Here is a 17466-nt window from a genome sequence, read left to right on the forward strand (position 1 = left end):
TGCTGAATATTTATGCTTTTTAAAAAAAAGGAGGACAATTCTTTACCTTTATTCAATCAAACAGATAAAAAATTAAGGTTTTTATGATCAGCAGTACAAAAATCACAATCATAGGATGTGGCAATCTTGGGACCTCCATTGCACGGGGCTTGCTATCCATACCAGGTTTTCCTGCGAATAATCTGACGCTCACCAAACGAAATACAAGCTCTTTAAAAGAATTTGAGAATCAGGGTGTACATACTTTATCGGACAATTTAGAAGCAATTAAAGGCAGCCACATTGTAATCCTAGGTGTCAAACCTTACAACATCCCTTCAATATTGCAGGAAATCAAACCGGGACTGGATGGAGAAAATCAAATGATTGTATCCCTAGCAACCGGAGTGACTTTAGATGAAATTCTCGAAAATATTAATCCAACTAGCCCGACTTTTCGAGCCATGCCTAATATCGCTGCCGATATTCAGGAATCCATTACCTGTATTTGCTCCAAGAATACGAACTCCCAGCAAGAACAATTGGTAAAAGAGCTTTTCGATTCTATCGGCCAGACTATCACGATCGACGAAAGCCTCATGGAAGCAGCTACTGTCCTTGGTGCATGCGGAATAGCCTACGTTCTACGATTTATGCGAGCGATGATTCAAGGTGGAATACAAATCGGTTTTGATGCTAAAACAGCCAGTCAAATCGTAAATCAGACTGTAAAAGGGGCCGCCCAACTGATGATTCAGAAAAACATGCATCCCGAGGAAGCGATCGATAAGGTCACCACACCAAAGGGATGTACCATTGTAGGGTTAAATGAAATGGAGCATCAAGGATTCAGTTCTGCCATGGTAAGAGGTGTCTTGGCTAGTTATGAAAAAATAGAGAAATAAAACTTTAACTGAGTTCAAAAAAAATTAACGCTTTGATAATTTATTGGCTTGGGAGTGCCTGAGGCCCTTCGCAATCGATTTAAAATAAAAAAGTACAATTTTTTATTTTATAAATCATAAAAATTTTATTGTAAACCAATAAGAGATTGTTTTTCTTTTAAATATTTTTACTAGTTTTGTCCCGGGTGATAAACAACTTTTGCTATTCCTTTTTGAAAGAAACGACTTTTAAAGGAAGGACTGTTTGGTACTTTTGATTCCTTCCTTTTCATATAACTTCTGCTCATTCTGGCTCCGGTTTGGTGACCGGAGTTAGTTTTTGAAGCCTACCTGATTCAATTTTTAATCTAGTATTGTGAAGCGAAGTCCCAGAAATCCTCTCATTCCTTGATTCGGAGCAAACATGTAAGACGGATCAAATGTCAAAGCATTAGGGTTTCCTGGAGTAGGAATCACGCTTCCATCCTCTGCAAAGTCCACTCCCCTATCAAATGGATCAAATGCACGGGCAATACTGTTGGCCGGAGGCAAAAAATTCAAAAGGTTTTTTACACCACCATAAATCTCCCATCGCTTTCCAATCGTTTTTGTGGCTTGGATGTTTTGAATACTAAACCAAGGAGAATACTCTGGACGAGGGTCCAATTCTCCCAACAATGGTAATCGCATCGGACCGTACACGTTGCCGGTGTAATCAATTTTCAAACCTATTCTTGAGAAACTATATGCAATATTCCACACCCCGGAAAACCGCTCTGCCAAAATCTGACGCTCGGTAATTCCTTCCTCGGTGAGCGTCACGTCCAAGAATGTCGCACCAATATTTCCCTCCAACCCATTGGGCAAAGCGAAGTTGGTGGTCAAGGAAACTCCTTGGGAAACCGAATACCCATCAAGATTTGCGTAAATGATCTGATTGGGATTGGTTTCATAATCAGGGATAATCCGATTTGTGAAATAAGTGTAAAAGGCCGAGGCATCTAGGCTGAAAAAGGCTCCCGAATTAGTATAGAACTTCTTTACCAAATTCGCATTCGTATTCCAGGACCTCTCTGGCTGGAGCTCTTCTTCGAAAATCACATCTCTTGCTCCAGTCAACGCTGCATGATCTTCTGTAAACACATTTGCAACGCGGAATCCATTCCCCGCCGAAAGTCGAAATATTAAACTTTGGTCAGAGGAAGACACTTTGAAATTTGCGCGAGGAGAAAAGATAGGCCCATGAACCGAATTGTAATCAGCTCGGGCTCCTAAAAGAAGGCTTTTATTTTTACCTACCTGAATTTCATCCTGGACAAATACCCCCGGAAGATGAATTTCAGATGGTAAATTCTGATCTAATCCTACACTTGCAGTAGCGGGAGTATTGTCATCGTAGAAGGTGTAGCGATAAGCAAGACCTGAAAGGAGTTGGTGATTACCTAGGGACTTGGTCCAAGTCAATTGACCAAAGGCAATTTTCTGATCTCCGAGGTAAAGCATATCCCCGTATACCGAATTTTGATTATGTCCATTGGCGGAAAACTGAAAGTTCAGATTTTCTACGGTTGGAAGTTCATAATTTCCAAAAAGCTCCCAGCGACTCGTGTAAATACTTTCTCCGTAGATCTCGTCACCACCTCGGAATTCCGGGGTCCAATTCATTTCTCCTCCCCAGCGATCCTCATAGAGGTATCTAAAGGCTACATTAAACTCCTTGCTGTTTTTTCGATCTACTCGAAATTTTTGAAAAAGTGAAATACGTTTTGACAGAGTCACGTCGGTCATCCCGTCCTCATTGTTGTCAATTGGATTGTCATACTGAAAAGTATTAATCCCAGTCAGAGAATGAACACGTTCACCAATCTTTGTTTTTAGACCCAGGTCCAGATTGACCTCTCCCCAACTCGTCCCAAAAGCATCTACTGAAACGATGGGCGCCAGTTCCGCTCGCTTGGTAATAATATTAATCAATCCACCTACAGCTTCTGAACCGTATAGCGTCGATGCCGGGCCTTTGACCACCTCGATTCGATCAATAAGGGATTGCGGTATTCCTGTGAGCCCATAAACAGTCGCAAGACCACTTACAATTGGCATCCCATCGATCAAAACCATGGTATAAGGACCTTCAAGCCCATTGATATGAATGTCTCCTGTGTTACAAATATTACAATTGATCTGAGGGCGAACTCCATTAATGGTTTGAAGTGATTCAAATATGGACGGTGTTGGATTGGCTTTGAAGAATCCATCCTTGTAAACCTCAATAGGAACGGGACTATTCGATCTTGACACTTCCTGAAGCATTCCGCTGACTACCACTTCCTCTAGGCTTGTATCTAATGCCTGAAGCGAAATCACAAGTTCTTCCTTGGAAGGAATTGTCCAATCTTCCACAGATTTACGATAACCCATCATCGAAACCTCTACCCGATAAGTGCCAGAAACCAGTCCTTCTATTGAAAAATGTCCAGCACTATCAGTCATAGTTCCCTTGCCTAGCTCAGGTAGATAGACAGAAGCAAATTCGAGAGGCTTATCTGCTTGAACTACTCTCCCCGAAAGACTCCCTTGGGCAAAAGCTCCAAATGAGGAAAAAAACATAAGAACTAAGAAACTGTATAGCTTTTTCATAATTAATGCAACTTTGTTGCAATTATAAGGCTTTTTCGTTTTAAATCGGTAATTAGACATGCAAATATATTTTGTTAGATTATTCTAACAAATTTGATTTGAAAGTATTTTTAAAAATATTTGAGGAAAATAAGATTCCATGGCATCTATCACAGAGGAAAACTATCTAAAAGCCCTATTCAACTTATCTAATAATCAGGGAGAGGCAAGCATTTCTGATTTGGCTAATCAACTGGGCGTCAGTATGCCTACCGCTAATAGCATGGTAAAGACCCTTCAGAAACAGGGTTTATGCAAGTATGAAAAGTACAAGCCTGTGGTTTTGACCGAGCAGGGAAAAAAAGCTGCCGCCTTAATCATTCGAAAGCATCGGCTTACGGAAATGTTTTTGGTCAATAAAATGGGCTTTGGCTGGGAAGAGGTCCATGAAATTGCTGAACAAGTAGAGCATATTCACGCACCCAAATTCTTTGAGCGAATGGACGAAATGATGGGCTTTCCGACCGTAGACCCGCATGGTTCTCCTATTCCAGACAAGCAGGGAAGAATACAAGAACTGCATTTAAAAAGTCTGAGTGAAGCAGCACCCGGCCAAGAAGCAGTAATCGCTGCTCTATCTGACTCTTCAGCTGAGTTTTTAGCTTATCTTAATTCTCGCCAACTGAGTCTCGGTACAGAATTGAAGATTCTATCAAAAGAATCCTTTGACCAGAGTATGACGGTAGCTTATGGTGAAAAGGAGCGGGAATCGCTCAGTCAGAAAGTGTGCGAAAAACTTCTGATCAGGATTTTTGATTGATCTAATAATCCCTATTCCAGCCCCTACCCGACTTCTTTTCAGCTTTAATCTTCTTGGCTTTTAGTCGTTTTTCGATAGCTGCCTTGCTCGGTTTTGTTGCTTTTCTAACCTTCTTTTTTGCAAAGGACTTGCGAAGTAGGTCATAAAACTTTCGAATGACCAAGTCCTTATTTTGAATTTGGGACCGCTTATCCTGTGCTGTCAGGTGAAGAATTCCTTCTTGGTCGATTTTATTTGCAGCTTTTTTGGAGAGAATTTCTTTTTCCTCCTCAGTAAGCACTTCTGAAGAATTGACAGGAAAGAGCAACTCAACCTTCGTTTCTACCTTATTTACATTTTGGCCGCCAGGTCCCGAGCTTCTCGAAGTCTTGAATTGAAACTCCTTTTCAAAAACCCCGGAATTTATTCTCTGATTAAGTTTGCTTATCATTTTCTATAAACTTCAAACCTCAAAAACTTAACCAATAATTCATGACTCGGTTTGTTCACCAGCAAAGCTTGGCTATTTTCATGAATATCCTCGACGATTCCTGAAGCCTAATTATCTTTTACTTCACAGCCTCTACTTTGTAACCAGCTTTCTCAAGTAAGCTTATCACACCATTTTCTCCACCAAGATGACCCGCACCTACCGCAAAAAAGGTTGCTTCTTCCTTCATGAGATTTTCCATATCATCAATCCATTCTTCATTTCGGTCATCTAGCATGATCTCTGCAAAATCCCCGGTCATAGTACCTGATTCAGCGATCATTTTATACAACTGATCCAAATCTTCGGCCTGATAGGCTTCAATCATTTTGGCAAACTCCTTTTGCGTATAATCCTCAGTGACCATTTTACCCAACTCATCTAGCTGATAATCAATGGGAATCTGATCAAAAACCTGCATCTGAAATTCAACTGTTTCTAAGCCCAAAATCTCCTTTTGCTGCTCAGTTGCTAGATTGGTAAAAAACAGCTCATAGCTTTCAACCTGCTCACAGGGAAGCTGCTTCAGCATAATCATACTCGACAGGACAAATGGCTTAAGCACTCCAAACTGGGAGATACTAGCACCATAATTTTCCATCAAAAACTGATTCAGAGCCTCTTTATATTCTTCCTTGATCTGAGGTTCGAGGTTTTTCATTCCGGCATTTAGCGAAAGTTGCTGCATTTTCTGCTGCATCGTAGGATCATCCATGTCGAGCTCCATCACAAGCTGATCAGTATTTTCAAAGGCGGCTTTGATTCTATCATCCATCATAAACTGATCAGGACAGATCAAATGAATGGTACCAAACAGAAAGGAATCTTCAGCCAGTCCATTCCCACTAATCTTCCAAAGCAGACTTTTGTCAGTCTGACCCATTGCCGTAAATCCTGTGAAAGTCACTAGCAAAAACACTAGGACGAATTGAGATAAAGTAGTTTTTTTCATCTGTTTATTTTTTATAGGCACTAATCTAATTAGAATCAATTAACAAAAACCAAAAACCTTTTCAATCGCAGAAATTGGGAGGTCTAGCTAAGAAAAAACCTGTTGAACAAACCCTACTAATAGCTCATTTAGAAAAATAAATTAAAAAATTCAGAAGAAAATTCCGAATTTCGTTTCTATTCATTTAAATTGACACAATAGAAAGCCAACCTTGCTCTCAAACCTATTATTGCAAATGAAAAACAGAAGGGAATTTCTCGTAAAATCTGCAATTGGAGTGGCCTCACTTGCGGTAGCTCCGGGATTATTGAAGGGTGCACCAGCAATAATTAAAAGCTTGAACAAGCCCGATAGTCGAATCAATGGCGTACAAATCGGCTGCATTACCTATTCCTTTCGATCTCTTCCTGACCAAAGCGCAGAAGCTACTCTAAAGTATGTCGTTGACAGTGGAATTTCAGCAATCGAACTAATGGGTGATCCTGCAGAGAGTTTTGCCGGAATGCCTCAGGCTAATTTTGATCGCAGGAGAGCTTGGCAGCTAGGCCGGAAAGCAAGAGGTGGAGAAAGTTTGACCGAAGATGAGCAAAAAGAGTTGAAGGATATCCAATCGGAGGCAGACGCTTATTCAAAAGCTGTGGCTGATTGGAGAGCAAGTGCCGATATGGCTCCATTTGAAAAGCTTCGAAAGATGTACAAGGATGCAGGTGTAAGCATTTATGCCTTCAAGCCCAGTGCTTTCGGCTCTAATAATACCGATGCAGAAATCGCCTATGGAATGAAAGCAGCTAGAGCTTTGGGTGCTTCTCATGTCACGCTAGAGCATCCATCTAATGATGCAAATACACTCAAGCTGGGCAAAATGGGCGAGCAAAATAAAATGTCTGTAGCCTATCATGGTCATGAGCAGCAAACCTTTGACTTTTGGGATACGGCCTTGGCTCAAAGCCCAAATAATGCGCTAAATCTAGATATGGGTCACTATATCGCTGCAGGACACCAAGATCTGTTTCCACTGATTGAAAAAAACCATCAGCGCATACTCAGTATGCATACCAAGGATAGGCAGACACCTGAGCATGGTAAAGGAAATGTAGCTTGGGGAACTGGCGACACTCCGATTGGAGACGTCTTGAAAATGATGCAAAAAAACAAATACAAATTTCCAGCTACGATCGAATTGGAATATCAAGTTCCTGAAAATTCAGATCCTGTCTCTGAAGTACAAAAATGCCTGGAATTCTGTAGAAAGTCTTTGGCCTGATTCCTTGAAAAACAGGAACTTAACACAGCCTGCCGGCAGCGGAAACGTTGCCGGTTTTTTTTATAGAATTCGTTTCAAACCCTCCAATCTTCCTAGTGCCTCCTGCAACTCGGAATCTTCTTTTGCAAAGCAAAATCGAATAAACTTATGGTCCTGTCCATTGTGATAAAAAGCAGAAACCGGAATACAGGCAACCTTGAGTTCCTTTGTCATACGCTCTGCCAATTCCTTATCTGAAATATCCGATAGATGACCATACGAAGCCATCTGAAAGAAGCTTCCTTGCGCAGGACTAAATTCCAAGCCTGTTGATTTTAATCCCTGACAGAAAAAATCCCGCTTTTTCTGATAGAAGTCAGAAACTAATTCATAATTGGAAGGAGTCTTCAGGTATTCTGCCAAGGCATATTGGATTGGCGTCACCGTGCTGAAAGTGACAAATTGATGAATCTTCCGAAACTCCTCCATCAGTTCTGGTGGGGCGATGCAAAACCCTACTTTCCATCCTGTCACATGAAAGGTTTTGCCAAATGATCCGCATACGAATGACTTTTCCCTCAACTCTTCATGCCCTATGAGAGACAAATGTTTCCTCTCGTCAAAAGTGATATGCTCATATACTTCATCGCTGATCACAAAGATATTTCGATCCCTTATCAGCTGGGCCAAGTGATCCAAATCCGACGAAGACCAAACATAGCCGGAAGGATTGTGAGGAGTGTTGATTACGATTGCCTTGGTTTTAAAAGTCACAGAGGAAATAACCCTTTCCCAATCGATTGAAAAATCGCCTTTTTTCAAAGGAATATGAATGGGAATGCCACCACTGAGGAGAATAGCGGGCTCATAGCTATCATAAGCAGGCTCCAAAATCAAGACTTCGTCTCCAGGCTTTACCACCGCTGTGATCGCACAAAAAATGGCCTCAGTAGCCCCTGAAACTATACTGATTTCAGTTTCCGGGTCTGGCTCGTAATCATGACAACGCGCTGTTTTGGCTGATAGCACATCTCGGAGGGCGGGAACGCCCGACATCGGGGCATATTGATTAAACCCTTCTCTTGTGTACTTAGCTACCAACTCCAGGAGTTTTGGATCCGAATCAAAACCAGGAAAGCCCTGAGATAAATTGATAGCATTATGATCTTTGGCCATTTGAGACATGACCGTAAATATGGTGGTACCTACATGGGGTAATTTTGATCGAAGCGGCATGAATTAAATTTATGCTACAGAAAGCATCTAAAATGAAGATTTAACTTGTAAGTATTAATTCTTAATTTGATAAAAATAACCGAGCAATGAAACCCTTTCCAATTTTTCTAACCCTCTTACTACTTTCTCTCCATTCGATAGCCTACTGTCAAGAGCCAATCAAACTCTTGCCGGAAAACCCTCACTATTTCGAATACAAGGAAAAACCATTGGCCCTAATTACCTCGGCTGAACACTATGGTGCCTTGGTAAATCTGGATTTTGACTTTGAGAAATACTTGAAGACACTTCATCAAGAGGGCATGAACTATACCCGGATTTTTATGGGAAGTTATTTTGAAATAGCTTCTACCAGCTTTGGGATCAAATACAATACACTAGCACCAGAGAAAAACCGGGTAATCACACCCTGGAAAACCGTGGAGCGTGACGGAAGAATTTTGTACGACTGGTCAAGCTATAATCCCACCTATTTTGAGAGATTACATAAGTTTATGAGGCTTGCTGAGGAGCTCGACATCATTGTAGAAGTTACTTTTTTTTCTTCCATTTATACAGATGAACACTGGGAAATCAATCCTCAAAACCCTTTAAACAGAATAGATTCAGCAGCTCCACTTGAGCGAAAACTGGTACACACTACTCAAAACGGATCCTTACTCGAACTTCAAAAGTCTTATGTCAGCAAGTTGGTGACTGAACTCAACCCATACCCGAATTTCTTCTTTGAAATCCAAAATGAGCCTTGGTCCGACCGAGGCCGATCCATCCTAAATTTGAAAAATCAGTATTCATTAGATGCTGAGTGGACAGAAAAAATCGACATTGCAGACTCACTTTCCTTGGCTTGGCAAGATGAAATGGTCAAAACCATTGTAGAAACAGAAAACGGCCTTCCCAAGAATCACCTGATCGCCCAGAATTATTCAAACTTCTACGCACCGCTTTCCAAAATATCTGAACATATTTCTATTCTAAATTTTCACTACAACTGGCCCCAATCTGCCACCATGAATTATCATTGGGATCGGGTAATTGGCTTTGATGAATCAGGATTTGCCGGAAACTCTGACATGGTTTACCGAAGACAGGCTTGGGCATTTTTATTTTCTGGCGGAGGACTTTTCAATAATTTAGATTATTCATTTTTCACCGGAAAAGAAGATGGAACACTTGTGAATGAAGCACCTGGAGGTGGTAGTGTGAGTATTAGAAAGCAGTTGAAAATCCTCCATGACTTCTTCCATTCCTTTGACTTGAAATTCCTCACTCCTGATCAGGATGTGGTAATCGGGTCTCCTGGATTTTTAACCTATGCCATGAAAAATGGAAATCAGGGGTATGGAATCTTTGTAGTAGAGGCAGGAGAACAGTCCAGCTACCTAAAGCTGAATGTGCCTCCGGGAACCTATCGAGTGGAACTACTCAACACCCTGACGGGTGAATTGAAGAATATCGGCAGCTTTCAAGTCACGGTCGAAGAGCTGATTTTGACCCTCAAGCTTAATGAAGGTGAGATCGCCGTCAAACTGATTAAAGAGTGAGACAAAAGTTTCAAGGTACATTAACCGCTTTTGACTACAATCATTGGCAATACCACTTCCCTGTGCCGGATGAGGTAGCTGAGGCAATGATTCGTGATGATAACCGGAGAGTATTGGCTTGGATTGAAGAAGAGGGCCCTTTCCATGTCGCGTTGATGAAAGCCAAGGAATATTGGTATATTCTAGTTTCAAAAAATCTTAGAAAAAAGCTTGGGCTAATTGAAGATAGCCCCTGCAATATTTCACTAGAGCAAGATCAAAGCGAGTATGGTCATGAAGTCCCTGAAGAGTTTGAAGTACTTTTGGATCAAGATGAAGAAGGTCAAAAATATTTCGACTCCCTTACTCCAGGAAAGCAGCGATCATTAATCTATTTGGTCACCAAAGTAAAAAATCCAGAAAGCCGAATGAAAAAGTCTTTGGCCATCTTGCATCATCTCAAAGTGGCCGAAGGGAAACTGGACTTCAAACAGCTAAATGAATGGATCAAGCATTACAATAACCTTTAGGAAATCATGAATCAAAAAGCCTTTGAAAAAATCCGAAAAATAGCATTTAATGCCTTGGAGCCAGTTGATAGAGAATCGCTGACTGAGTCTTGGGAAGATGCAGTTGTAAAAGAATCAGAGAATCAATTTTTAGTAACATTCAAAACATTTGAAGATTTGATCAAGGGACCTCTGACCGTCCTGATTGACAAGAAAACAAAGGAAGTATTGATGATTCAGCCTAGAGGATAAAAAAAGGGCCGAAGCCCCTAGTACATCAATCAATCATTTTTTTCTAAACCCAATTTCACTCGCCTCGCTTGGCGATTAGCTTCTTTTTTGGGTCTGCTTGCTCCGAAAGTTCCACGATTGATTTTTCCTCGTTTAGATTTCAAATCTCCTTTTCCCATAAGAATTTAGGTTTTTGTTTCACATACGTGAAATTAAAAAACATAGCCATTCGAGTCAATTTTGAGACAATTGATAATATCGAAGGCAAAAATCATTTCTGAATTTCCTAACTTCCCTCATGCAGAAAAGCCTACAAATCAATATTGATCTAGGAGAGGGAGTCCCTCACGAAAAAAAACTGATCCCATACCTCCACGCTGCATCTGTGGCTTGCGGTGGACATTACGGTGATCGAGACAGTATTCGGGAGACGGTGATAGCCTGTGGCGAATTGGGAAAAAAAGTAGGAGCTCATCCCTCCTATCCTGACCGGAAAAATTTCGGCAGGAAATCCTACCGGATGCATCGGATGCAATTACTGGATACCTTGCTCGAGCAAATCCATTTATTTCAAGAAGTAATTCAAGCTCAGGAAATGGATTTTGACCATATCAAATTTCATGGGGCGCTCTACAATGATGCAGCGTCACAGGCAGAGCTTGCCAACTGGCTGAGTGAATTTTTATACTCTGAGTTTCCGGAGATCCCCGTCTTCGTACCTCCTTTTTCAGAAATGGAGCGTGCTGCAGAATTTGTAGGCCTAAAAACCAGAAAAGAACTATTTGGAGACCGAGCTTACACGGATCAATTACTGTTGCTCCCAAGAACTGAAAAAGGGGCACTTCTAACAAGTTTTGAGGAAATTGAAGCACACATTTCTCCGATCTTAAAAGAGTCAAAAGTCCATACCATAAGCGGCAAAGAGATTAAAGTATCTGCAAAAACGATCTGCTTTCACGGAGACAATCCCGGGATTCTTGATTTTCTTCCCAAAATCTTTAGTAAATGGTAGTCAAAAGACCAGAATTAAGGAAAATCACCCCAAGAATATGGGAGTTGTTTTGGGAGGAAGAACCCTCAAGCAGCCTTCGCAACAATAGAATCAGCATAAAAAATTGGCTGGAGAATCAATACCATTCAGAGCTCCTTGAAATCAGACAGGGGTATCAGACTATCAGTATTGTTTGGAAAAATGAAGGCCCGGAGGATTTTTATACTTCATTTCCCGAATACTTTAACTCAGAAGATTTAAAACCCCAAACTTGGGAAATTCCAGTCTGCTATGGAGGAAATTTCGGAAAGGATTTGGATCAGCTTTGTACGGAGAAAGCCATTAGCAAAGAAAACCTGATTCAAATTCACAGTCAGAGTGAATATGTAGTGGAGTTTTATGGCTTTTTGCCGGGATTCATGTATTTGTCAGGTCTGCATCCAGATTTGATATCGGCTAGAAAATCCATTCCTGATCGAAAGGTCGAAGCAGGATCAGTAGCTATTGGAGGAAAACAAACGGGTATCTATCCCCTAGAAAGCCCAGGAGGATGGCATGTTATTGGAAAAACTCCAATTAAAATCTTCGACAAAGACCAAACCCCTCCGGTGAATCCGCAACCCGGAGACTTCGTTCGATTTTATCCGATATCTGAGGAAGAATTTGATGATTTATCAGCCAGCTCTAAAACTCTGCGACAGTCATGATCAAAGACCCTGCATCAGCCATCATTTTGAAGACTGGCCCAGGCACCAAAATCCGAGATCTTGGACGGGTTGGATTTGCTGAATATGGGATCGCTCAAGCAGGCCCTTTGGATCAGTCAGCCTATTTGTGGGTAAATCATTTACTGAGAAATCACCAAAATGAAGCTGTTCTGGAAATTACCCAACCAGGATTCTCCATTCGATTTGATGCTCCGACTTTGATTTGCCTTGCTGGAGCTAAAGCTCAAGTAGTTTTGAATGGGAAGGAAGCTGGCTCATCTGGTCTGATTCCCATTTTGGAAGGGTCAAAGCTAGAAATTAGAAACTTTGAATTAGGCAGTATTCTTTACTTGGGAATAAAGTGGGGCTTCCAAAGTCCCTCTTGGCTTGGTTCGAGAAGCTATTCCACCGGAATCAGTGATCAAGACTTTGTCAAGAAAGGTGACTCAATCCCCTATTTCACCAATCATGAAACGACTACCATTCATACATTTAGTCAAGCAAACTGGGACTATAAATACCTCTCGGAATCAGCGATAAGGGTGTATGCAGGACCAGAGTTTTCCCAACTCCCTAAAAGGGAGAAGGAAAAAATCATCGGCTATGAATTCACCATTTCAACCTTAAAAAATAGCATGGCAATTCAACTTGAGGAGCCTTTTCCAAACCAGCTTTCAGAAATTTACACTGCTCCTGTTTATCCAGGAACGATTCAACTCACCCCAGGAGGAAAAATCATCTGTTTGCTAAGTGATGCACAGGTCACGGGTGGATATCCCCGTATTCTTCAAATTCACGAGGATGATATCCGAATATTGGCACAAAAAAGATCTGGAAATAGAATCAAATTCAAGCTTTTAAAATAGAAATACAGGAAAATGAAATAAATATTTGAGCAAAGTAAGATAGACTGCTATCTTAAAGGATACTTTTCAAAAACCGAAATTCATGAACACTGAACTAATCGAACTAGTCAAAAAGCAGGGAATGGACCCAGAGACCGTTTCTCAGCAAATCGAAATTTTCAAAACGGGCTTTCCTTTTTTAGAAATCACAGGACCTGCCACTCCAAATAATGGTATTCGAATCATGTCTGATGAAGATTTGGACCATTTTCAGGAGACTTATCCAGAAAAGGCTGCCGCAATCGAAGTTGTCAAATTCGTCCCAGCCTCAGGAGCTGCATCCAGAATGTTCAAAGATCTTTTCGCCTTTTTGGATGGTGACGGTGACATTAGCAAAAGCGGTTTTGTCAAGAAGTTTATGGATAAAATCGAAAAATTTGCCTTCTACCAAGATCTTGATGAAGTCCTAAAATCCAAAGGAACAAGCATTTCAGACTGCTTGGACCGTAAAGACTATAAGGAGATTTTAGCTGCATTGCTTAATGACGATGGGTTGGGATATGGAAGCCTTCCCAAGGGTCTCTTGAAATTTCATAGCTATGAATCCGGGACACGAACACCAGCTTTTGAGCACCTGATAGAGGGAAGTCAGTACGCTGTCGGGAAAGGTAAAATCGTAAAAATCCATTTTACTGTCTCTCCTGAACACGAGGAGAAGTTTAGAGCTGAGATCGATAGTATTGTTCCTCACCTTCAAAAGGAAACAGGCCTTAAGTTCGAGGTCAGCTATTCACAACAGAAAAAGAGCACAGACACCATTGCTGTCACCATGGACAATGAGCCTTTCCTTGAGGAAGATGGGAGTATTCTATTCCGACCTGCAGGACACGGGGCACTGCTCGAAAATCTAAATGACATCGATGCAGATCTAATCTTTATCAAAAATATCGATAACGTGGTGCCTGATCGAATCAAGCAAGCGACGGTAGAGTACAAACAAGCAATTGGTGGGCTCCTGTTGGAAGTACAAGGAAAAGTATTCGAAGCACTGGAAGAACTGGAAACCGAAATATCTCCTGCGGCCATCGATCGGGCAAAGAAAGTTTACGTGGAAGATTTGGGAGGAAAGCTTCCGGCAAGATTTGATGGAATGCCTCGCATGGAGCAGTTTAGTTTTCTCAAGGGAAAGCTGAATCGACCAATCCGAGTTTGTGGTATGGTAAAAAATACCGGAGAGCCCGGAGGAGGACCATTCTGGATAGCCGAAGAAGATGGCTCCCAATCATTACAAATTTTGGAAACTGCCCAAATCAATTTGGAAGATCCAAACTCCGAGCGGCATTTGCAGGCGGCTACCCATTTCAATCCAGTGGATTTGGTTTGCGGAACGAGAAATTACAAGGGTGAAAAATTTAATCTTATCCAATACCGAGACATGAAAACAGGATTTATCACAGAGAAATCCAAAAGTGGCCGGGAATTGAAGGCATTGGAACTTCCTGGACTTTGGAATGGCTCAATGGCTGGATGGAACACCCTTTTTGTGGAAGTCCCTTTGATCACTTTCAATCCTGTCAAAACCGTGAATGACTTACTGCGAGAAGAGCATCAATAAAAATGATGCTGTCTCAAAAGTAAAACTTGTCACATTGAGCGAAGTCGAAATGTACTGAAGGGTGCTAGAAATTGCTTTCGACTCCGCTCAAGCTGACAAAAAAACTATTTATGAGACAGCCTCATTTATTCTTCTTTTTTACCCTCGTAGAGATCGTATTTTAATAAGCGACAGTCTATTGTTCCATTCCAGAATTCAATTCTTCGACTAGCCCGAAGACCTACTTTTTTGGCAAGGCTAAGATTCCCCGTAAAAATGTAGCCTCTGTAACCCGCACACTTCTGTTTTAGAAAATCACCGATTCGGCTGTAGGTTTCTGCCAACTCTTCCTCTTCCCCCAATCGCTCTCCATATTCTGGGTTGAACATGATAACACCTTTGGGCTTTTCAGGGATTTCCGTCTCTGCAAAATCACATACCTGGAAATCAATCAGATGCTCGACCTCAGCAGTAGCGGCATTTTCCTTTGCAAAAGAAATAGCCTGCAGCGAAATGTCCGAAGCAATAATTTTCACCCCGGGATTGTCTATAACCTTATCTCTGAGCTTTTTCATCTTTGCTTGATAAGCCTCCTCAGGATATCCCAAAATACTCATGAAAGCGTAATGGTCACGATACAGACCAGGAAAGCGCTTGCATGCCATCAAGGCCGCTTCAATGGCCAAAGTACCTGAGCCGCACATGGGATTGATGAATGGAACGCGTGTATTCCATTCGGTAGCCATGATTGTCGCTGCGGCTAGATCCTCCATCATTGGAGCTTTTCCGGGAATCTTCCTGTAGCCATGCTTGGCAAGGGTATCACCTGTCGTATTGAGATAAATTTGCGCCTGTGTCCCTTTCCAGTACACCTGAATGACCAAACCTGAAAACTCTGAACCCGAGTCAGGTCTCCTTCCAAATTTCTCCCGAAAACGATCTACGATTGCATCTTTTACTTTTACATTCACAATTAAAGGGGTGGTAACCGTATCATTCTCTACCACCGAATTGACTGAAAAATAGCCGTCCACGTCCAAATAATCTTCCCAGGGCAATGCCTTGATTCTCCGGTAGATATCAGAGGCTTGATGAAGATAAATACTCCGAATCTCAAATAAAACATGAGAAGCAGTACGGAGATGAAGGTTCAAATCCATGCAATCCTCCAGAGAGGCTTTGAGCTCCACTCCAGTTCGGTGCACTTTCTCAGGAAAAAATCCCAACTCACGGATTTCCTTTTCCAAATAGTCAACGGACCGATCTTTACAAGTCACAAATACCGTCCGTCTTTCATTAAAATCTAGCATGCACAAAAGTAGATAATTTGAAAGAGAATGCTTCAGCGAGATTTTCCGGGAGTAAAATATCTTTCCAAAATTCGCAATCGATTGCGTAACTTGAGTACTTGTTCATTTGTGCACAAGCCCTGAATTCTTCAATTTAGAATATCAAAAATCACCAAAATACATGATACGAATACGATCAATTTTCACTGTAATTCTTGTTCAGTCCCTATTATTTTCCTGTACAAAGCAAGAAGAATCAGCAGATGATGGCTGGAGAGAACTTTTCAATGGTCAAGACCTCTCAGGTTGGAAAGCTGTCGCGGGTACCGCTGAATTTTCTGTTGAGAATGGAGAAATAGTAGGTACCGCAGTGGAAGGGTCTCCAAATACTTTTCTGATCACCGAGGAGACATTTGGAGATTTCATTTTAGAGTTAGAACTGAAAGTGGAGCATGTGTCGTCCAATTCTGGAGTGATGGCAAGAGGACAATTTGATCCTAATGCAAGAGAGGGAAACGGCTTGGTTTATGGCTATCAGATCGAAGCTGACCCTACCGAAAGGGCCTGGTCAGCGGGAGTTTATGATGAAGCAAGAAGAGGCTGGCTTTACCCTTTGGATCTAAATCCTTCAGCCAAATCAGCATTTAAACTCGGAGAGTATAACAAATACCGGATTGAGGTTATCGGCGATGAAATCAAGACTTGGCTCAATGGACAAGAAGTAGCTTATGTCGTCGATGATATGGATTCAAAGGGATTTGTTGGTTTGCAAGTACATAGCATTAGAAACCCTGAAGATGCGGGACGGAAAACTTATTTCCGAAACGTTCGAATCAAAACGGAAAATCTTGATCCTAAGCCTTTTGATTCAGACATTTTTGTGGTGAACAACCGGAAAAATGAATTGACTGATTACGAAATTACTCAAGGTTGGAGACTTCTTTTCAATGGACAAAACGCTGAAGGATGGGTAGGCGCTTATAAAGAGTCCTTTCCGGATTTTGGTTGGTCTGTTTCGGACGGAGTCCTGACTATAGCAGCTTCTGATGGTGGTGAATCTACCAATGCCGGTGATATTGTGACTGAAGAGAAATTCAGCGCTTTTGATTTGGGGTTTGAGTTCAAACTCACCGAAGGTGCCAATAGCGGTGTTAAATATTTTGTCACACTCTCTGAAAACAACTCTGGCTCAGCTATCGGCCTAGAATACCAAATCTTGGATGATGAAAAACACCCCGATGCCAAAATGGGAAGAGATGGAAATCGGACTTTAGCATCACTTTATGATTTGATCAAAGCTGATAAGCAAAGTCGCTTTGTCAAACCAATCGGTGAATGGAATAAAGGTAGAATCGTAGTACATCCGGATAATCGAGTAGAGCACTTCCTAAATGGAGTCAAGGTAGTGGAATACGTTCGAGGATCTCAAGAATACCGGGATCTAGTCGCCATTTCAAAATATAAAGTTTGGGAAAACTTCGGGGAAGCTACCGAGGGGCATATACTCCTTCAAGACCATGGCGACGAAGTAAGCTTTAAAAACATCAAAATCAAGACCTTAAATTAACCTATCAAATC

Annotated in this window: 17 protein-coding genes; 11 read left to right on the forward strand and 6 right to left on the reverse strand. The window is 41.5% G+C overall.

What is annotated here, in order from left to right; translation table 11 throughout:
• Window positions 1-83 precede the first annotated feature (83 nt).
• Window positions 84-884, forward strand: coding sequence for a pyrroline-5-carboxylate reductase (proC, locus tag CDH51_RS03660; RefSeq protein WP_100627295.1), 801 nt, complete (start codon window positions 84-86; stop codon window positions 882-884).
• A 342-nt stretch (window positions 885-1226) separates the two neighbouring features.
• Here the strand turns inward: proC and CDH51_RS03665 are convergent, their stop codons facing one another.
• The gene (locus CDH51_RS03665) at window positions 1227-3500 is read right to left on the reverse strand and encodes a TonB-dependent receptor (RefSeq protein ID WP_100627804.1); all 2274 of its coding nucleotides are present in this window, start codon (window positions 3498-3500) and stop codon (window positions 1227-1229) included.
• 139 nt (window positions 3501-3639) lie between these two features.
• Between CDH51_RS03665 and CDH51_RS03670 the strand changes: the two genes are divergently transcribed.
• Window positions 3640-4299 carry a metal-dependent transcriptional regulator gene (locus tag CDH51_RS03670; RefSeq protein WP_100627296.1) on the forward strand — a complete coding sequence of 220 codons (660 nt, stop codon included), beginning with the start codon at window positions 3640-3642 and terminating at the stop codon, window positions 4297-4299.
• A gap of 1 nt (window position 4300) precedes the next feature.
• On the opposite strand, the gene arfB is transcribed toward CDH51_RS03670, so the two are convergent.
• Both arfB and CDH51_RS03680 read right to left on the reverse strand, forming a co-directional pair.
• Window positions 4301-4729, reverse strand: a complete 429-nt coding sequence (gene arfB, locus CDH51_RS03675; RefSeq protein ID WP_100627297.1) for an alternative ribosome rescue aminoacyl-tRNA hydrolase ArfB — start codon at window positions 4727-4729, stop codon at window positions 4301-4303.
• 118 nt (window positions 4730-4847) lie between these two features.
• Window positions 4848-5720 carry a TraB/GumN family protein gene (locus tag CDH51_RS03680; RefSeq protein ID WP_100627298.1) on the reverse strand — a complete coding sequence of 291 codons (873 nt, stop codon included), beginning with the start codon at window positions 5718-5720 and terminating at the stop codon, window positions 4848-4850.
• A gap of 235 nt (window positions 5721-5955) precedes the next feature.
• On the opposite strand from CDH51_RS03680, the gene CDH51_RS03685 reads away from it, so the two are divergent.
• Window positions 5956-6984: a sugar phosphate isomerase/epimerase family protein gene (locus CDH51_RS03685; protein ID WP_100627299.1), complete on the forward strand. Its 1029-nt coding sequence runs from the start codon at window positions 5956-5958 to the stop codon at window positions 6982-6984.
• A 60-nt stretch (window positions 6985-7044) separates the two neighbouring features.
• Here CDH51_RS03685 and CDH51_RS03690 read toward each other — a convergent pair whose 3' ends face one another.
• The gene (locus CDH51_RS03690; protein WP_100627300.1) at window positions 7045-8199 is read right to left on the reverse strand and encodes a methionine aminotransferase; all 1155 of its coding nucleotides are present in this window, start codon (window positions 8197-8199) and stop codon (window positions 7045-7047) included.
• Between the two features lie 86 nt (window positions 8200-8285).
• Between CDH51_RS03690 and CDH51_RS03695 the strand changes: the two genes are divergently transcribed.
• From CDH51_RS03695 to CDH51_RS03705, 3 genes are read left to right on the forward strand one after another with little or no spacing between them, the layout of a single operon-like run.
• The gene (locus CDH51_RS03695; protein ID WP_100627301.1) at window positions 8286-9743 is read left to right on the forward strand and encodes a hypothetical protein; all 1458 of its coding nucleotides are present in this window, start codon (window positions 8286-8288) and stop codon (window positions 9741-9743) included.
• The gene (locus CDH51_RS03700) at window positions 9740-10252 is read left to right on the forward strand and encodes a YdeI/OmpD-associated family protein (RefSeq protein WP_232724734.1); all 513 of its coding nucleotides are present in this window, start codon (window positions 9740-9742) and stop codon (window positions 10250-10252) included. The genes CDH51_RS03695 and CDH51_RS03700 overlap by 4 nt, the downstream gene beginning before the upstream one ends.
• Before the next feature lie 6 nt (window positions 10253-10258).
• Window positions 10259-10483 (forward strand): hypothetical protein, encoded by a 225-nt coding sequence (locus CDH51_RS03705; protein ID WP_100627302.1) that lies wholly within the window; start codon window positions 10259-10261, stop codon window positions 10481-10483.
• Between the two features lie 29 nt (window positions 10484-10512).
• Here CDH51_RS03705 and CDH51_RS20405 read toward each other — a convergent pair whose 3' ends face one another.
• Window positions 10513-10641, reverse strand: a complete 129-nt coding sequence (locus tag CDH51_RS20405; RefSeq protein ID WP_100627303.1) for a 30S ribosomal protein THX — start codon at window positions 10639-10641, stop codon at window positions 10513-10515.
• Between the two features lie 119 nt (window positions 10642-10760).
• On the opposite strand from CDH51_RS20405, the gene CDH51_RS03715 reads away from it, so the two are divergent.
• The 4 genes from CDH51_RS03715 to CDH51_RS03730 all read left to right on the forward strand — a co-directional run bounded on the left by CDH51_RS03715 (window position 10761) and on the right by CDH51_RS03730 (window position 14620).
• A complete protein-coding gene (locus tag CDH51_RS03715; protein ID WP_100627304.1) occupies window positions 10761-11474 on the forward strand; it encodes a LamB/YcsF family protein in 714 nt (237 codons plus the stop codon).
• Complete coding sequence (gene pxpB / locus CDH51_RS03720) at window positions 11468-12160, forward strand: 5-oxoprolinase subunit PxpB (protein WP_100627305.1); 693 nt, start codon at window positions 11468-11470, stop codon at window positions 12158-12160. The genes CDH51_RS03715 and pxpB overlap by 7 nt, the downstream gene beginning before the upstream one ends.
• Window positions 12157-13026 (forward strand): 5-oxoprolinase subunit C family protein, encoded by an 870-nt coding sequence (locus CDH51_RS03725; RefSeq protein WP_100627306.1) that lies wholly within the window; start codon window positions 12157-12159, stop codon window positions 13024-13026. The genes pxpB and CDH51_RS03725 overlap by 4 nt, the downstream gene beginning before the upstream one ends.
• Before the next feature lie 82 nt (window positions 13027-13108).
• A complete protein-coding gene (locus CDH51_RS03730) occupies window positions 13109-14620 on the forward strand; it encodes a DUF4301 family protein (RefSeq protein ID WP_100627307.1) in 1512 nt (503 codons plus the stop codon).
• Window positions 14621-14745: 125 nt separating this feature from the next.
• Here CDH51_RS03730 and CDH51_RS03735 read toward each other — a convergent pair whose 3' ends face one another.
• On the reverse strand, window positions 14746-15909 hold the full coding sequence (locus tag CDH51_RS03735) for a THUMP domain-containing class I SAM-dependent RNA methyltransferase (protein WP_026946008.1): 1164 nt from the start codon (window positions 15907-15909) through the stop codon (window positions 14746-14748).
• Window positions 15910-16069: 160 nt separating this feature from the next.
• Between CDH51_RS03735 and CDH51_RS03740 the strand changes: the two genes are divergently transcribed.
• The gene (locus CDH51_RS03740; protein ID WP_100627308.1) at window positions 16070-17455 is read left to right on the forward strand and encodes a 3-keto-disaccharide hydrolase; all 1386 of its coding nucleotides are present in this window, start codon (window positions 16070-16072) and stop codon (window positions 17453-17455) included.
• Window positions 17456-17466: the final 11 nt, after the last annotated feature.

This window comes from Algoriphagus formosus (assembly GCF_002807035.1).
In the GTDB taxonomy this organism is placed as follows: Bacteria; Bacteroidota; Bacteroidia; order Cytophagales; family Cyclobacteriaceae; genus Algoriphagus; species Algoriphagus formosus.

Excerpts from the sequence above, each read along its gene's own strand:
- proC (WP_100627295.1), top strand. The coding sequence starts at position 84 with ATGATCAGCAGTACAAAAATCACAATCATAGGATGTGGCAATCTTGGG.
- CDH51_RS03665 (WP_100627804.1), bottom strand. The coding sequence starts at position 3,500 with ATGAAAAAGCTATACAGTTTCTTAGTTCTTATGTTTTTTTCCTCATTT.
- CDH51_RS03670 (WP_100627296.1), top strand. The coding sequence starts at position 3,640 with ATGGCATCTATCACAGAGGAAAACTATCTAAAAGCCCTATTCAACTTA.
- arfB (WP_100627297.1), bottom strand. The coding sequence starts at position 4,729 with ATGATAAGCAAACTTAATCAGAGAATAAATTCCGGGGTTTTTGAAAAG.
- CDH51_RS03680 (WP_100627298.1), bottom strand. The coding sequence starts at position 5,720 with ATGAAAAAAACTACTTTATCTCAATTCGTCCTAGTGTTTTTGCTAGTG.
- CDH51_RS03685 (WP_100627299.1), top strand. The coding sequence starts at position 5,956 with ATGAAAAACAGAAGGGAATTTCTCGTAAAATCTGCAATTGGAGTGGCC.
- CDH51_RS03690 (WP_100627300.1), bottom strand. The coding sequence starts at position 8,199 with ATGCCGCTTCGATCAAAATTACCCCATGTAGGTACCACCATATTTACG.
- CDH51_RS03695 (WP_100627301.1), top strand. The coding sequence starts at position 8,286 with ATGAAACCCTTTCCAATTTTTCTAACCCTCTTACTACTTTCTCTCCAT.
- CDH51_RS03705 (WP_100627302.1), top strand. The coding sequence starts at position 10,259 with ATGAATCAAAAAGCCTTTGAAAAAATCCGAAAAATAGCATTTAATGCC.
- CDH51_RS20405 (WP_100627303.1), bottom strand. The coding sequence starts at position 10,641 with ATGGGAAAAGGAGATTTGAAATCTAAACGAGGAAAAATCAATCGTGGA.
- CDH51_RS03715 (WP_100627304.1), top strand. The coding sequence starts at position 10,761 with ATGCAGAAAAGCCTACAAATCAATATTGATCTAGGAGAGGGAGTCCCT.
- pxpB (WP_100627305.1), top strand. The coding sequence starts at position 11,468 with ATGGTAGTCAAAAGACCAGAATTAAGGAAAATCACCCCAAGAATATGG.
- CDH51_RS03725 (WP_100627306.1), top strand. The coding sequence starts at position 12,157 with ATGATCAAAGACCCTGCATCAGCCATCATTTTGAAGACTGGCCCAGGC.
- CDH51_RS03730 (WP_100627307.1), top strand. The coding sequence starts at position 13,109 with ATGAACACTGAACTAATCGAACTAGTCAAAAAGCAGGGAATGGACCCA.
- CDH51_RS03735 (WP_026946008.1), bottom strand. The coding sequence starts at position 15,909 with ATGCTAGATTTTAATGAAAGACGGACGGTATTTGTGACTTGTAAAGAT.
- CDH51_RS03740 (WP_100627308.1), top strand. The coding sequence starts at position 16,070 with ATGATACGAATACGATCAATTTTCACTGTAATTCTTGTTCAGTCCCTA.